General features: G+C 69.2%; 15 protein-coding genes. 8 read left to right on the top strand and 7 right to left on the bottom strand.

The features are described 5' to 3' along the window. The first annotated feature begins 4 nt into the window (after positions 1–4). The 7 genes from atpA to ACFLIT_RS17610 all read left to right on the top strand — a co-directional run bounded on the left by atpA (position 5) and on the right by ACFLIT_RS17610 (position 5,640). Complete coding sequence (gene atpA / locus ACFLIT_RS17640) at positions 5–1,537, top strand: F0F1 ATP synthase subunit alpha (protein ID WP_479912575.1); 1,533 nt, start codon at positions 5–7, stop codon at positions 1,535–1,537. Positions 1,538–1,572: 35 nt separating this feature from the next. Next, entirely contained in the window at positions 1,573–2,451 is an 879-nt protein-coding gene (locus ACFLIT_RS17635) for a F0F1 ATP synthase subunit gamma (RefSeq protein WP_479912574.1), read from the top strand. Positions 2,452–2,490: 39 nt separating this feature from the next. Next, entirely contained in the window at positions 2,491–4,086 is a 1,596-nt protein-coding gene (atpD, locus tag ACFLIT_RS17630; protein ID WP_479912573.1) for a F0F1 ATP synthase subunit beta, read from the top strand. Between the two features lie 5 nt (positions 4,087–4,091). Then, the gene (locus tag ACFLIT_RS17625) at positions 4,092–4,337 is read left to right on the top strand and encodes a hypothetical protein (protein WP_479912572.1); all 246 of its coding nucleotides are present in this window, start codon (positions 4,092–4,094) and stop codon (positions 4,335–4,337) included. After that, the gene (locus tag ACFLIT_RS17620) at positions 4,337–4,597 is read left to right on the top strand and encodes an ATP synthase F1 subunit epsilon (protein ID WP_479912571.1); all 261 of its coding nucleotides are present in this window, start codon (positions 4,337–4,339) and stop codon (positions 4,595–4,597) included. The genes ACFLIT_RS17625 and ACFLIT_RS17620 overlap by 1 nt, the downstream gene beginning before the upstream one ends. A gap of 99 nt (positions 4,598–4,696) precedes the next feature. Continuing rightward, positions 4,697–5,395, top strand: coding sequence for a hypothetical protein (locus ACFLIT_RS17615; protein ID WP_479912570.1), 699 nt, complete (start codon positions 4,697–4,699; stop codon positions 5,393–5,395). Further along, positions 5,395–5,640 (top strand): CBU_0592 family membrane protein, encoded by a 246-nt coding sequence (locus ACFLIT_RS17610; RefSeq protein WP_479912569.1) that lies wholly within the window; start codon positions 5,395–5,397, stop codon positions 5,638–5,640. The genes ACFLIT_RS17615 and ACFLIT_RS17610 overlap by 1 nt, the downstream gene beginning before the upstream one ends. Here ACFLIT_RS17610 and ACFLIT_RS17605 read toward each other — a convergent pair whose 3' ends face one another. From ACFLIT_RS17605 to metK, 6 genes are all read right to left on the bottom strand, one after another. Next, positions 5,641–6,396: an alpha/beta hydrolase gene (locus tag ACFLIT_RS17605; RefSeq protein WP_479912568.1), complete on the bottom strand. Its 756-nt coding sequence runs from the start codon at positions 6,394–6,396 to the stop codon at positions 5,641–5,643. 10 nt (positions 6,397–6,406) lie between these two features. Then, entirely contained in the window at positions 6,407–6,886 is a 480-nt protein-coding gene (locus tag ACFLIT_RS17600; protein ID WP_479912567.1) for an RNA pyrophosphohydrolase, read from the bottom strand. 55 nt (positions 6,887–6,941) lie between these two features. Next, positions 6,942–8,114: a divergent polysaccharide deacetylase family protein gene (locus ACFLIT_RS17595; RefSeq protein ID WP_479912566.1), complete on the bottom strand. Its 1,173-nt coding sequence runs from the start codon at positions 8,112–8,114 to the stop codon at positions 6,942–6,944. Between the two features lie 96 nt (positions 8,115–8,210). Continuing rightward, the gene (locus ACFLIT_RS17590; RefSeq protein ID WP_479912565.1) at positions 8,211–9,596 is read right to left on the bottom strand and encodes a S41 family peptidase; all 1,386 of its coding nucleotides are present in this window, start codon (positions 9,594–9,596) and stop codon (positions 8,211–8,213) included. Between the two features lie 77 nt (positions 9,597–9,673). Further along, complete coding sequence (locus ACFLIT_RS17585; RefSeq protein WP_479912564.1) at positions 9,674–10,582, bottom strand: murein hydrolase activator EnvC family protein; 909 nt, start codon at positions 10,580–10,582, stop codon at positions 9,674–9,676. 22 nt (positions 10,583–10,604) lie between these two features. Beyond that, the gene (metK, locus tag ACFLIT_RS17580; protein WP_479912563.1) at positions 10,605–11,801 is read right to left on the bottom strand and encodes a methionine adenosyltransferase; all 1,197 of its coding nucleotides are present in this window, start codon (positions 11,799–11,801) and stop codon (positions 10,605–10,607) included. Between the two features lie 137 nt (positions 11,802–11,938). Between metK and ACFLIT_RS17575 the strand changes: the two genes are divergently transcribed. Next, positions 11,939–13,165, top strand: a complete 1,227-nt coding sequence (locus ACFLIT_RS17575) for a winged helix-turn-helix domain-containing protein (RefSeq protein WP_479912562.1) — start codon at positions 11,939–11,941, stop codon at positions 13,163–13,165. A gap of 72 nt (positions 13,166–13,237) precedes the next feature. Here the strand turns inward: ACFLIT_RS17575 and rplA are convergent, their stop codons facing one another. Further along, positions 13,238–13,930 carry a 50S ribosomal protein L1 gene (gene rplA, locus ACFLIT_RS17570; RefSeq protein ID WP_479912561.1) on the bottom strand — a complete coding sequence of 231 codons (693 nt, stop codon included), beginning with the start codon at positions 13,928–13,930 and terminating at the stop codon, positions 13,238–13,240.

Here is a 13,930-nt window from a genome sequence, read left to right as displayed (position 1 = left end):
GACCATGGACATCCGCGCCGCCGAAATTTCGGCCATCCTCAAGTCCCAGATCGCCAACTTCGGCGAGGACGCCGACGTCACCGACGTCGGTCAGGTGCTCAGCGTCGGCGACGGCATCGCCCGCGTCTACGGCCTCGACCAGGTGCAGGCCGGCGAGATGGTGGAGTTCCCCAGCGCCGGCGTGAAGGGCATGGCCCTGAACCTCGAACGCGACAACGTCGGCGTCGTGATCTTCGGCTCGGACGCCGCGATCAGCGAAGGCGACGAAGTCCGCCGCCTCGGCGAGATCGTCGACGTGCCGGTCGGCAAGGGCCTGCTGGGCCGCGTGGTCAACCCGCTGGGCGAGCCGATCGACGGCAAGGGCCCGATCCAGGCGACCGAGCGTCGCCGCGTGGACGTGAAGGCCCCGGGCATCATCCCGCGCAAGTCGGTGCACGAGCCGATGCAGACCGGCCTGAAGGCCATCGACACCCTGATCCCCGTCGGCCGCGGCCAGCGCGAGCTGATCATCGGCGACCGTCAGGTCGGCAAGACCGCCGTCGCCATCGACGCCATCCTGAACCAGAAGTCGGTCAACGCCGGCGAGGACGAGAGCGCCAAGCTCTACTGCATCTACGTGGCCATCGGTCAGAAGCGCTCGACCGTCGCCCAGATCGTCCGCACCCTCGAGGAAAAGGGCGCGCTGGAATACACCATCGTCGTCGCCGCGACCGCCTCGGACCCGGCCCCGCTGCAGTTCCTGGCCCCGTTCGCCGGCTGCGCCATGGGCGAGTGGTTCCGTGACAACGGCATGCACGGCCTGATCATCTATGACGACCTGTCGAAGCAGGCCGTCGCCTATCGTCAGATGTCGCTGCTGCTGCGCCGCCCGCCGGGCCGCGAAGCCTATCCGGGCGACGTGTTCTACCTGCACTCCCGCCTGCTGGAGCGCGCCGCGAAGCTGAACGAGGACTACGGTTCGGGCTCGCTGACCGCCCTGCCGCTGATCGAGACCCAGGCCAATGACGTGTCGGCCTACATCCCGACCAACGTGATCTCGATCACCGACGGCCAGATCTTCCTGGAATCCGACCTGTTCTACCAAGGCATCCGTCCGGCGGTGAACGTCGGCATCTCGGTGTCGCGCGTGGGTTCGTCGGCCCAGATCAAGGCGATGAAGCAGGTCGCCGGGCCGATTAAGGGCGAGCTGGCCCAGTACCGTGAAATGGCCGCCTTCGCGAAGTTCGGCTCCGACCTCGACGCCTCGACCCAGAAGATGCTGGCGCGCGGCGAGCGTCTGACCGAGCTGCTGAAGCAACCGCAGTACAGCCCGCTGGCCGTCGAAGAGATGGTCTGCGTGATCTACGCCGGCACCCGCGGCTATCTCGACGGCATCCCGACCAAGTCGGTCGGCCGCTTCGAAAGCGAGCTGCTGGCCCGCCTGCACGGCAAGCACAAGGGCCTGCTGGACGGCATCCGCACCAAGAAGGCCCTGGACGACAAGCTGGAAGGCGAGCTGAAGAGCGCGCTGGAAGCCTTCACCTCGACCTTCGCCTGACCCCGACGACGCGACACGAAAGACGGTAGCGCCGAATGGCCAGCCTAAAGGAAATGCGCAACCGCATCGCCTCGGTTAAGGCGACGCAGAAGATCACCAAGGCGATGCAGATGGTCGCCGCGGCGAAGCTGCGCCGCGCCCAGGATGCTGCGCAGAACGCCCGGCCCTACGCCGAGCGGATGGCCGCCGTGATCGCCAACCTGGCGTCCGGCGTGTCGGGCTCGGCGGCGCCGCGCCTGCTGGCCGGCACCGGCCGCGACCAGGTCCACCTGGTGGTGGTCGCCGCCGCCGACCGCGGTCTGGCGGGGGGCTTCACCACCTCGATCATCCGCGCCGCGCGCGAGCACATCGCCAGCCTGCAGGCCGCCGGCAAGACGGTGAAGATCATCGCCGTCGGCAAGAAGGCCACCGCCCAGCTGCGTCGCCCCTATGGCGACATGGTGGTCGAGAACTTCGACCTCTCGGCGTCGCGAACCTTGACCCTGGCGACGGCTCAGCCCGTGGCCGATCTGGTCATGAGCCTCTACGAGGCCGGCGAGGCCGATGTGGTCAGCCTGGTCTACAGCCGCTTCAAGTCGGTGGTCACCCAGACTCCGACGGTCAGGCAGCTGGTCCCGGCCGTGGTCGAGGCCGGCGCTCCCGTGACCGACCTCGGCGGCGCCACCTACGAGTACGAGCCTTCGGAAGAGGGCATCCTCGAGACCCTGCTGCCGCGCAACATCACGGTGCAGATCCTCGCCGCCCTGCTGGAAAACATGGCCGGCTTCTACGCCAGCCAGATGACGGCCATGGACAACGCCACGCGCAACGCCGGCGACATGATCAGCCGCTACACGCTCGAATATAACCGCTCACGCCAGGCGCAGATCACCAAGGAGCTGATCGAGATCATCTCCGGCGCCGAAGCCATCTGATTTTAGCCTGACGACAGTCTGAAAGACCGAGAAACGAACATGGCCACCGCCCCCAAGGCTCCGAAAGCCGCCGCCCCCAAGACCGCCGCCGTGAAGGCCGCCGCTCCCAAGGCCGCCGCTGCTCCGAAGGCCGCCGCCAAGAAGCCGGCCGCCCCGAAGACCACCAAGGCGACCGCCGCCGCCCCGGTCGTCTCGAACGCCGTGGCGACCGGCCGCATCGCTCAGGTGATCGGCGCCGTGGTCGACGTCGAGTTCGACGGCGCCCTGCCGGCGATCCTCAACGCGCTGGAAACCACCAACGTCGACCAACGCACCGGCGAAACCTTCCGCCTCGTGCTGGAAGTCGCTCAGCATCTGGGCGAGAACGCGGTCCGCACCATCGCCATGGACACCACCGAAGGCCTGACCCGCGGTCAGCCGGTGGTCAACACGGGCGCCTCGATCCGCGTGCCGGTCGGTCCGGCCACCCTCGGCCGCATCATGAACGTCGTCGGCGACCCCATCGACGAAGCCGGCCCGATCGCCACGACCGAGCGCCGCGCGATCCACGCCGAGGCCCCGTCGTTCGCCGACCAGTCGACCTCGGCCGAAGTGCTCGTCACCGGCATCAAGGTCATCGACCTGCTCTGCCCCTACACCAAGGGGGGTAAGATCGGCCTGTTCGGCGGCGCCGGCGTGGGCAAGACCGTGACCATGCAGGAGCTGATCAACAACATCGCCAAGGCCTACGGCGGCTATTCCGTGCTGGCCGGCGTCGGCGAGCGCACCCGCGAAGGCAACGACCTCTATCACGAGATGATCGAGTCGAACGTCAACGTGGCGGGCGGCGGCGAAGGCTCCAAGTGCGCCCTGGTCTACGGCCAGATGAACGAACCGCCGGGCGCCCGCGCCCGCGTGGCCCTGACCGGCCTGGCCCAGGCCGAGTACTTCCGCGACGAAGAAGGCAAGGACGTGCTGCTCTTCGTCGACAACATCTTCCGCTTCACCCAAGCCGGCGCCGAAGTGTCGGCCCTGCTGGGCCGCATCCCGTCGGCCGTGGGCTATCAGCCGACGCTCGCCACCGAGATGGGCAACCTGCAGGAGCGCATCACCTCGACCAACAAGGGCTCGATCACCTCGGTGCAGGCCATCTACGTGCCCGCCGACGACCTGACCGACCCGGCTCCGGCCACCTCGTTCGCCCACTTGGACGCGACCACCGTGCTGAGCCGCGACATCGCCGCCCAAGCCATCTTCCCGGCCGTGGACCCGCTGGACTCGACCAGCCGGATCATGGACCCGCTGGTGATCGGCGAAGAACACTACGGCGTCGCCCGCCAGGTGCAGGAAATCCTCCAGCAGTACCGCTCGCTGAAGGACATCATCGCCATCCTGGGCATGGACGAGCTGTCGGAAGAGGACAAGCTGACCGTGGCCCGCGCCCGCAAGATCCAGCGCTTCCTCAGCCAGCCGTTCCACGTGGCCGAGCAGTTCACCAACAGCCCCGGCAAGTTCGTGTCGCTGGAAGAGACCATCTCGTCCTTCAAGCGCATCGTGGCCGGTGAAGGCGACGCCTATCCGGAAGGCGCCTTCTACATGGTCGGCGGCTTCGACGAAGTCGTGGCCAAGGCCGAGAAGATGGCCGAGGCGGCCTAAGCTCAGTGTCTGATCTCGGCGACGACGTCTCGAACTACTGCTGCGAAGATCTCGAAACCGTCCTGGCGACAGGCGGCGAGGACGCGGCCGTATTCGAACATGAGAGCGGGCTGATCCTGCTCAACGCCGGGCGCATCGAACAGGATGGCGAGGAGGGCGCGCTCCTCCTCACCGTCCAGTTCTGCCCGTTCTGCGGCACGGAGCTGCAGAGCGATGACGATATCGACGCCGCGTTGGAGGCGGTGAACTGATGGCCAAGCTGCATTTCTCCCTCGTGGCCCCGGAGCGTGAAGTGTTCTCGGGCGAGGTCGACCAGGTCGACGCCCCCGGCGCCGAGGGCGACTTCGGCGTCCTGGCCGGGCACGCCCCGTTCATGACCGCCCTGAAGGAAGGCCGCGTCACCGTTCGCGACGGCTCCGCCGTGCGCGCCTTCGACATCCAGGGTGGTTTCGCCGACGTGACCCCGCAAGGGCTGACGATTCTGGCGGAACACGCCTCGGAAGCAGCCTGAAGTCACAACGCCGCCGCAAAAAACGGATAGAAGCCTTGCGAGCCGTTGGCAGTCGGCTTTTTATGCCACGGCCCAGTTCAAGTTAGGGAAGACACCACGATGCGCCTCGCGCTGCTCAGCCTGACCGCCGCCGCGGTCGCCACCGCCGCCTTCGCGCAGGACGCCGCCATGCCCCCGCCGGTCGCGCCGCCTGCCGCCCCGGCGCCCGCCGCCGATCCGATTGCGGCTCCGGCCCAAGCCCCGGCCGCCGACCCGATGGCGGCTCCGCCGGCCGCCCCGGTCGCCGAAGCTCCGCCGGCCCCGCCGGCGCAGGAACTGGCCCCGATGCCGACCGATCCGCAGACGCTCGCGGTGATCGAAGCCGTCGAGAAGGTCTGCAGGCCGGCGACCGCCGGCGGCGACCTCAACCAACTCGCCAAGGCGGACGGCTTCGTCATGAGGCGGAAGCTGTGGACCAAGGCCATGGCCCAAAAGCCCTATCAGATCGTCATTCAGCCGAAGTCGGCCGCCAACCCGAACGTCTGCACCCTGACGATCGACTTCCCGGCCGAGACCGGCCAGGCCTTCGCCAACGGCCTGCACGCCTGGGCTTCGCGCCAGGACCCGATCATGCAATCGCAGAACGTCTACGCCGTGCCGCCGGTCGGCAAGATCAAGCGCACCACCCTGTCTTGGGAAACCAAGACCGCCGGGCCCTATACGGCGATGTCTGTCGGTCTGCTGCGCACCGTGGATGACAAGCCGGTGCTGAAGAACGCCGACCAGGCGGAACTGCTGTTCCAATACCGCCCGCAGTAATGTCGATACCCGATCAGGTCGGCGTCTTCGGCGTCGGCCTGATCCTCGTGGCCTATGCCGGCGGCGCCGTCGGCAAAATGGACCCGACCCGATGGCCGGCGCTGACGCTCAACCTCGTCGGCGCCGTCCTGATTCTGATCTCCCTCGCCTATGACTTCAATGTCGCCTCCTTCCTGATGGAGGCGGCCTGGGCCGCGGTCGCCCTGTTTGGCTTGCTGCGTATCGCCGTGAAGCGGAGGGCCTGATCAGGCCGCCTGCTTCTGCCGTCGGAGCCACTCAAGCCCCGCCGCCGCCACCGCCTCCCAACCCGGCTCGCCGGGCAGCCAGTGGCTCATCTCCTCGAACAGCAGGAATTCGGCGCCAAGCCGTTCGGCCGTCTGTCGCACCGTGGCCGGCGGATGGATGGTGTCGCGCCCCCCGGCCGCCACCAGCGTCGGCGCCGCCGAGGGCGCGAGGCGCGTAGTCATCATCGGGTCCAGCCACCAGTTCAGCGTTTCGAACAGGGCGCGGCCGCTTTCCGAGGTCATGCGGGCGAACAGCCGGGCGCGCTCGGCCTCCGGCAGCCGGTCGACGCTGAACTGGTCCGACAGGGTGCGGTCCGGCGGAATGGACTGCAGCCAGTAGGGGCCGAGGGCGTAGAGCCCGAAGGCGGAGGCCGCCTCCTCCATGCTCGCGCCGGCGACGCCCCAGGGCGCGGAGGGGGCCAGCAGCATCAGTCCCGCCAGCGGCGTGCGGGTCGCCGCCAGGGCCGAGGCCAGGCCGCCCATGGAGTGGCCCACCAGCAGCGGCGGTTCGGTGCAGGCGCGGCAAGCGTGAACCACGGCGTCGGCATAGTCGCGCATGGAAAGGCCGGCGGGGTTCTCGCCAGGGGCGTGACCGGGCAGATCGGGCGCAATCACGCTGTGCCCGGCGGCTTCGAAAGGTTCGCGGAAGCGGTCGAACGTCCAGCCGCCGCAGAAGGCGCCATGGATCATCACCACCGGCGTGGGCGCACGGCTCATGGTCTTGGGCTCATGAACGGGCGAAACCTCGGAAGGCGGCGATCACCTGCCGGTAGGCGTCGCGCTTGAACGGCACCACTTCGTCGAGCGCCTCGTCGATGAGCGCCCAGCGCCAGGCCTCGAACTCCTGCTCGCCGTGGGCCATCAGGTCGACCTCGTCGTCGGTCCCGTCGAAGCGGAAGGCGAACCAGGCCTGGCGCTGGCCTTTCCATCCCTTGGCGGCCTTGGAGCCGTTGTGGCCGGGCGGGAAGTCGTAGACGATCCAGCCTTCGGTGCGGCCGAGCAGAGTGACCGAGCGCACGCCCGTCTCCTCATAGAGCTCGCGGCGAGCGGCCGCTTCCAGGTCCTCGCCGGCGTCGACGCCGCCTTGCGGGAACTGCCAGTTGAACGGCCCCGGGGTCTGGAAGCGCTTGCCCAGCCACACCTGGCCGTCACGGTTGAACAGCGCCACGCCGACGTTGGGCCGATAGGAGGTCAGGTCGAGATCCATGCGCCGCAGATAGCCCCCTGACGGCGCATGTCCAGCGCCGTCGCCCCAACGGCCGCTACTTCTTGATCAGCGCCGAGGCCGGGGCCAGTTGCAGGCCGCGCTGGCCGACGCCGCGCGCCCACCGCGCCGCTTCGTTGATGGTGACCGGATAGGCGAAGCCCGAACCCAGGGCCTGGCCCTTGTCGAAGGCGGAGGCTTCGAGCGCGGCGAACTGGCGCTCGATGGCTTCGGCCGAAAGCTGGTCGTCGACGATGCGGTCGGCCGAGGCTCTCAGGGGGCCGCCGCGACGGCGCGCCTGGCCGTCGTCGATGAAGGCGAGGCCCCGGCGGGCGACCGCGCCGCTGAAGGCGGCCATGGCCGGATCGGAGCCGACGAAGCGAGCGCCGAGATAGTTGGTCAGGCCGAAGTAGCCCGTGGCGCGCGACATCAGCCACTCCAGCTTCTTCACCGTTTCGTCCGGCCGGTTGGCGACCAGCAGGGTGTAGGGGCCGGGGTCGTTGCTCGGATAGTCGGCCGGCTCCATCGGCGTCTCGAGCAGCACCTCGTGGCCGGCGGCGCGGGCCATGTCGATCCAGCCCTGCAGGCCCTCGGAATAGGGCGCGAAGGAGAGGGTCACCTCGGGCGGCAGGGTCTCGATGGCCGCGCGGGTGGTCTGGGCGTTCAGCCCCAGGCCGCCGACCACCAGGGCCACCTTCGGCGCGCCGCTGGAGACGAAGGGGCGGGCGTAGGCCTGGGCCGGCGTGCGGCCGTCGGCCGCGATGATCGGCAGGGGCGCGCCGCCGGGGCCGGGGGCGTAGAGGCCGGCGATCGGGGCGGCGGGCAGGGGGGCGCCCATGGCGAACTGTGGGGCCGCCGCCTCGGCGTGGCCGCCGTCCTCGACGGTGATCACCGCCTCGCCCAGGCCTTCGATGGGGTGATCCGAAAGGGCCAGGGTGTCGGGCGTCAGGGCGGCCTCGCCCTGGGGTTCGTGGCCCAGGGCCTCGCGCCAGCCGACGGGCGCGTGGTCGACGGCGCCGATCTTGGTCAAGGGCACGCGCAGCACCGGCGCGCCGGCGCCGGGGTCGCCGGTGAAACCCACCAGGGCGACCAGGGTGATCAGGAACAGAAGGGCCGCCCCGCCCGCGCTCACGTAGGGGTTCTGGGCCAGCGCCACGGCGCGAGCGCCGACGCCCGGACCGGTGGGCTCCGGTCGGGGAGCGTGGGGGACGAGGACCTTTTTGGAGAACATGCGCGAGGCTCGAAACTTATGGTCCGAGCCTCGCCGATCATGGTTAACGAAGCTTGAGGATCAAGCTTCGCCGGCCTCGCGGCCCCTCGGGCGCGGCTATTTGCTGACCGGCGCCGGAGCCTTGGTCACGGGGGTCACCTTGGCGACCACCTCGGCGATCTTGGCGGCCGGCTTCGGCAGCTTCGGCGTGGCTTCGACCGAGCCGTACTTCAGCACGTCGAGCGCACGGCTCAGCTGGAAGTCCTTCTTCTCGTCGAAGCTCTGAGGCGGGGCCTCGGCGGGCATGTGCACGCCCCGACGCTCCTTGCCGTCCTGCGAGTCGAGGGCGTTGCGGAAGCTGGCTTCCGACATGTAGGCGCGGTTGGCGATGTCCTGCGCCTGATCGCGGGTCTGGGCGACTTCGAGGTCCGGCTCGATGCCGGTCTTCTGGATCGAGCGGCCGGACGGCGTGAAGTAGCGCGCCGTGGTCAGCTTCAGAGCCCCATCGGCGCCGCCGCGCAGCGGGATCACCGTCTGCACCGAGCCCTTGCCGAAGCTGGTCAGGCCGACGATGGAGGCGCGCTTGCGGTCCTGCAGGGCGCCGGCGACGATCTCGGCGGCCGAGGCCGAGCCCGTGTTGACCAGCACCGTCATCGGCAGGCCGCGGGTGATGTCGCCCGGGCGAGCGTTGTAGCGTTCGATGTCGCGCGGATCGCGGCCGCGCTGGCTGACCACCTCGCCGCCGTCGAGGAACAGGTCGGACACGCCCACGGCCTGATCCAGCAGGCCGCCGGGATTGTTGCGCAGGTCGAAGACCAGGCCCTTCATGCCGGGGTTCTTGGTCTGCAGATCCTTGATCGCGGCCGAGACTTCGTCGGTGGCCTTCTCGTTGAAGCCCGACAGGCGCACGTAGCCGTAGTCGCCTTCCATGCGGGCGGTCACCGCCTTCGGCTTGATCACTTCGCGAGTCAGCTTCAGGTCGAACGGATCGACCTTCTCGCGGGCGATGGTGATGGTCACGGCCTCGCCGGCCGGGCCGCGCATCTGCTTGACGGCGTCATTGACGCTGAGGCCGAGCACGCTGGTGCCGTTGACGGCGGTGATGTAGTCGCCGGGTTGGACGCCGGCCTTCTGGGCCGGGGTGCCGTCGATCGGCGAGACGACCTTGATCACGCCCTCTTCGCTGGAAATCTCCAGGCCCAGGCCGCCGTACTCGCCGCGGGTGGTGTCCTGCATGTCGTCGAAGCTGTCGGGCGTCAGATAGTCCGAGTGCGGGTCGAGCGACGAGACCATCCCCTGCAGGGCGGCTTCGATCAGCTTCTTCTCATCGGGCGCGGTGACGTACTGACGCTCGACGGTGTCGAGCACGTCGCCGAACAGCTCCAGCATCTGGTAGGTGCGGGCCTTGGGCTGGGCAGCCGCCTGCACGGCGCTGTTCACGTAAGCCATGGACCCCGCGCCGAGCACAAAGGCCGAGGCGCCGATGATCAGGTACTTCTTCATGCCCAACGAGGCTCCCTGACGGCCCATCGGCCGCCGCTAAACTACGCCCGCCCGTACAACGCCACTCAATCGAGGCCCTATCGAGACGCGGTCTTCTGCGTCGGCAGGGTCAGCCAGCGGCCCGGATCGGCCGGGACGCCGTTCTGTCGAACCTCGATATAGAGATCCGGCGTTGATTTTCCCCTATCCGGCATGCGTCCGACAGGCGCCCCTGCCGCGACGGATTGTCCGGGGGACGCCGAAATCTGTTCAAGGCCCGCCAAGACAAGATGGTAGGCGCCGTTGACGCGGAGAATCAAGACGAGCCCCCAGCCCTTCACCGGACCGGCGAACGCCACCGTCGCATCCGCCGGCGACGCGACCGGCGATCCGCTCGCCGTGCGCAGAAATACGCCATCGGCCGGGCCGAGCGGGCCGGCCTCCTCGCCGAACCCGCGGGTCAGCGTTCCCTTGGCGGGGGGCAGAAGAGACGGCATGGACTCGCCCTGCGGCGGGGCCAGGACGGCCGCCTCGCTCAGCACATTGACGATGCGGTTGCGGCGTTCGGCCGCGCGGCTCTCGGCGGTGAACAGGTCCTCGCTGGCGGCGGCGGCCTGCCGGCGCAGGCCGGAAATTTCGCGCGTGCGGGCCGCCAGGGCTTCGCTGCGGGCCTGAAGCGCGGGAGTCATGGCGCGGATCAGGATGGCGGCGCGCACCGCGTCGCGGGCGTCGGACGAGCGGACCAGCAGGGCGGGCGGCGGATCGCGGCGGAACAGCTGCAGGGCGCCGAGCAGGCGGGAAAGCCGGGCCCGGGCCGCGCCCAGATCGCGGGTCATCGCCCCTTCGCGGCCGGCCAGCTGAGCCAGGCGCTGGCGCTGGGCGGCGATGTCGAGCCCGTCCTTGGCGGCTTCGACTGAAAGGTCGGCGGCTTCGGCCCTCAGGCGCGCGGCGGAGGGTGCGGCCTGACGCGCAGGGGCGGGGGCGGCGAGCGCCAGGCTCGCCGCCACGACCGCCGAAAAGGCTAAAGCCTTAGGCGAGCTTTTGAAGCTCCAGGGCGAGATCGGTCCGCTCCCACGAGAAGCCGCCTTCGTTGTCCGGCGTGCGGCCGAAGTGGCCGTAGGCGGCGGTGCGGGCGTAGATCGGCTTGTTGAGGCCCAGGTGCTCGCGGATGGCGCGCGGGGTGGCGCCGCCGATCAGCTCCGGCAGGATCTTTTCCAGCTTGGCCGGATCGATTTCACCGGTGCCATGGGTGTCGACGTAGAAGCTCAGCGGCTGGGCCACGCCGATCGCATAGCTGATCTGGATGGTGCACTTCTTGGCCAGGCCGGCGGCGACCACGTTCTTGGCCAGGTAGCGGCAGGCGTAGGCGGCCGAGCGGTCGACCTTGGTCGGATCCTTGCCCGAGAAGGCGCCGCCGCCGTGCGGCGAGGCGCCGCCGTAGGTGTCGACGATGATCTTGCGACCGGTCAGGCCGCAGTCGCCGTCCGGACCGCCGATCTCGAAGCGTCCGGTCGGGTTGACGTGCCACTTGGTCTTCTTGGTGATCAAGCCCTGCGGGATCACCTCGAGGACGTAAGGCTTGATCAGGTCGAGCATGCGCTTGGAGGTGGCGATCTTGCCGCCGATCCGCTTGGCGTGCTGGTGGCTGACGACGATCTGCAGCACTTCCTTCGGCACGCCGTTCTCGTAGAGCAGGGTGACCTGGCTCTTGGCGTCGGGTTCGAGGCCTTCGCATTCGCCCGAGTGACGGACCTCGGCCAGGCGCTTCAGGATGTTGTGGCTGTACTGGAGGGTGGCCGGCATCAGCTCCGGCGTCTCGTCGGTGGCGTAGCCGAACATGATGCCCTGGTCGCCGGCGCCTTCATCCTTCTTGTCGGTCGAGTCCACGCCCTGGGCGATATGAGCCGACTGGCCGTGCAGGAAGCAGGCGAACTTGGCCTTCTTGTAGGAGAAGCCCTTCTGGTCGTAGCCGATGTCCTTGATCGCATCGCGGACCTTGGGCTCCAGGCTCTTGATGATGTCCTTGGTCTGCTCCTTCGAGCCGGCGCGGACTTCCCCGGCCAGCACGATGCGGTTGGTGGTCACCAGGGTCTCGCAGGCGACGCGCGCCTGGGGCTCTTGGGCGAGGAAGGCGTCGACGACGACGTCGCTGATGCGGTCGGCGACCTTGTCGGGGTGACCCTCGGAAACGCTTTCGCTGGTGAAGATGTAGGACGAACGGCTCAAGGGGACGCTCCCGGCGTTGAATGCGGCGGCGACCATATAAAGGAAGCTTTATGTCCGCAAGGTGAAGCGCCGGCCGTTTCATTACGTCCGGGGCTGACGCCGGGCGGTGTTTTGCTGCAGGCTGGCGGGGAGGGGCGATGACCAGGGCCAGCTTCGATCTTTCCGCCGCTGAGGCGCGGCGCATCGCCCTGGCCGCCCAGGGCTTCGGCCGGAGTCGTTCCGGCGCGGCGGGTCCGGGCGCGCTTGCGCGCGCGCTGGAGCAGGTGCAGCTGCTGCAGATCGACAGCGTCAATGTGCTGACTCGGGCGCATTACCTGCCGCTGTTTTCCCGGCTGGGCGCCTATCCGCGCGCCCTGCTCGACGTCGCCGCCTGGAGCCTGCCGGGCAGGAGGCCGCGCCGGCTTTTCGAATACTGGGCGCACGAGGCCTCGCTGCTGCCGTTCGAGCTGCAGCCTCTGCTGCGCTGGCGCATGGCGCGGGCGCTGCGCGGCGAAGGGATCTGGAAGAACGTCTCCGAGCACGGAAGCACGCGGCGGGCGCACGCCGAGGCCCTGCTGGAGCGCATACGGGATGAGGGGCCGCTGGCCGCCTCGGAAGTCGGCGAGGCGAAGGGACCCGGCGGCTGGTGGGGCTGGAGCGACGCTAAACGGTCGCTGGAGTGGCTGTTCTGGTCGGGGCAGCTGACCACGGCGACGCGGAAGTCGAGCTTCGAGCGGCTCTACGACCTGCCGGAGCGGGTGCTGCCGGGCGAGGTGCTGAACGCCCCGACGCCGGACGAGGCGGACGCCCACCGGAGCCTGCTGCTGCGCGCCGCCCGGTCGCTTGGCGTCGCCACCGCCGGCGACCTGCGCGACTATTTCCGCCAGAAGCCCGCCGACGCCCTGCCGCGCATCGCCGAACTGGTGGAGGCGGGCGAGCTGACGCCGGTGAAGGTCGAGGGCTGGCGGCAGGCAGCCTATCTGCACCGCGAGGCCAGGACGCCCCGCGGCGCGACCGGCACGGCCCTGCTGGCCCCGTTCGACCCGCTGATCTGGGAGCGCAGCCGCGCCGAGCGGCTGTTCGGCCTCGACTATCGCATCGAGATCTACGTCCCCGCCGAGAAGCGGAAGTACGGCTACTACGTGCTGCCCTTCCTGCTGAACGGGCGGATCGTCGCCCGGGTCGATCTGAAGTCGGATCGCAAGCGCGGCCGGCTGCTGGTGCAGAGCGCGCATTTGGAGCGCCACGCCGAGGCGGGGGCGGTCGCTGAGCCGCTGATGGACGAGCTGGGGCGCATGGCCGGGTGGCTGGAGCTGGAGGGCGTGGAGATCGTTGGGGGCGGGGCGCTGGCGGAGGCGCTGCGTGGTCCCCCTTCCCCCTGTTGAAGGGGGAAGGGGGAAAGCAAAACGGGCGGACCTTGCGGCCCGCCCGTCTCGTAATCGGAACTGGATCGAAGCTTACGGCGTGCCGATCGAGGCGACGTCGATCTTGAAGCCCGGGCCCATCGTCGACGACAGGCTGATGCGCTTCACGTAGGTGCCCTTGGCGCCCGACGGCTTGGCCTTGTTGAGGGCGTCCACCAGGGCCACGACGTTGGCCTTCAGCGCATCCTCGGTGAACGAGGCCTTGCCGATGCCGGCGTGCACGATGCCGGCCTTTTCGACGCGGAACTCGACGGCGCCGCCCTTGGCGTCCTTCACGGCCTGACCGACGTTCATGGTCACGGTGCCGACCTTCGGGTTCGGCATCAGGCCGCGCGGGCCCAGCACCTTACCGAGACGACCCACCAGGGCCATCATGTCCGGCGTCGCGATGACGCGGTCGAAGTCCATGAAGCCGCCCTGGATCTTTTCCATCAGGTCTTCGGCGCCCACGGTTTCGGCGCCGGCGGCGGTGGCTTCATCGGCCTTGGGGCCGCGAGCGAAGACGGCGACGCGAACGTCACGGCCGGTGCCCGACGGCAGGTTGACCACGCCGCGGACCTGCTGGTCGGCGTGACGCGGGTCGACGCCGAGGTTGATGGCGATTTCGATGGTTTCGTCGAACTTGGCCTTGGCGTTGGTCTTCACCAGCGAGATGGCTTGCTCGAGGGCCAGGTTGGCGTTGCGGTCGCCGGTCCAGGCTTGGATGCGCTTGGCTTGCTTGGTCAT

The organism is Caulobacter sp. HJHS_5, from assembly GCF_056683955.1.
This window is presented reverse-complemented; position numbering and strand designations above follow the sequence as displayed.

Coding starts and splice junctions, on each gene's coding strand:
- ACFLIT_RS17610 (WP_479912569.1), top strand. CDS start 5,395: ATGTCGATACCCGATCAGGTCGGCGTCTTCGGCGTCGGCCTGATCCTC.
- ACFLIT_RS17590 (WP_479912565.1), bottom strand. CDS start 9,596: ATGAAGAAGTACCTGATCATCGGCGCCTCGGCCTTTGTGCTCGGCGCG.
- ACFLIT_RS17595 (WP_479912566.1), bottom strand. CDS start 8,114: ATGTTCTCCAAAAAGGTCCTCGTCCCCCACGCTCCCCGACCGGAGCCC.
- atpA (WP_479912575.1), top strand. CDS start 5: ATGGACATCCGCGCCGCCGAAATTTCGGCCATCCTCAAGTCCCAGATC.
- ACFLIT_RS17620 (WP_479912571.1), top strand. CDS start 4,337: ATGGCCAAGCTGCATTTCTCCCTCGTGGCCCCGGAGCGTGAAGTGTTC.
- rplA (WP_479912561.1), bottom strand. CDS start 13,930: ATGACCAAGCAAGCCAAGCGCATCCAAGCCTGGACCGGCGACCGCAAC.
- atpD (WP_479912573.1), top strand. CDS start 2,491: ATGGCCACCGCCCCCAAGGCTCCGAAAGCCGCCGCCCCCAAGACCGCC.
- ACFLIT_RS17615 (WP_479912570.1), top strand. CDS start 4,697: ATGCGCCTCGCGCTGCTCAGCCTGACCGCCGCCGCGGTCGCCACCGCC.
- ACFLIT_RS17600 (WP_479912567.1), bottom strand. CDS start 6,886: ATGGATCTCGACCTGACCTCCTATCGGCCCAACGTCGGCGTGGCGCTG.
- ACFLIT_RS17575 (WP_479912562.1), top strand. CDS start 11,939: ATGACCAGGGCCAGCTTCGATCTTTCCGCCGCTGAGGCGCGGCGCATC.
- ACFLIT_RS17605 (WP_479912568.1), bottom strand. CDS start 6,396: ATGAGCCGTGCGCCCACGCCGGTGGTGATGATCCATGGCGCCTTCTGC.
- ACFLIT_RS17635 (WP_479912574.1), top strand. CDS start 1,573: ATGGCCAGCCTAAAGGAAATGCGCAACCGCATCGCCTCGGTTAAGGCG.